Here is a 260-nt window from a genome sequence, read left to right as displayed (position 1 = left end):
CCACGGCCGATTCGCCGGGAAACAGCTTCTGCGCCATCGACCGGGTGATGATGGCGCTGGCGATCCTGGTCTGGTCCTCGCCGAACACCGAGAACTCGTCGGCGTTGAACTTGCGACCCTCGACCAGTTGCAGGCCGAGCGTGTCGACCAGTCGCTCGTCACCCAGGTAGGTGGTGGCGTTGAGCGTGGCGATCTTCTGGTCCGGCGTCAGGTTCACGCCGCTGTTCCAGGAGGAATTGCCGAACGGGATCTGGTTGGTC

1 protein-coding gene is annotated in these 260 nt (G+C 63.8%); it reads right to left on the bottom strand.

Going from position 1 to position 260, the window contains the following annotated elements; all coding sequences use genetic code 11:
• Positions 1–260: ABC transporter permease (locus SB658_RS25115; RefSeq protein ID WP_410603130.1), on the bottom strand; the 260-nt coding region annotated here is incomplete at both ends.

This window comes from Bacillus sp. SIMBA_008 (assembly GCF_046535495.1).
In the GTDB taxonomy this organism is placed as follows: Bacteria; Bacillota; Bacilli; order Bacillales; family Bacillaceae; genus Bacillus; species Bacillus subtilis.
Note: the sequence above shows the minus strand (reverse complement) of the source record. Positions and strands in the feature narration are given on the sequence as shown.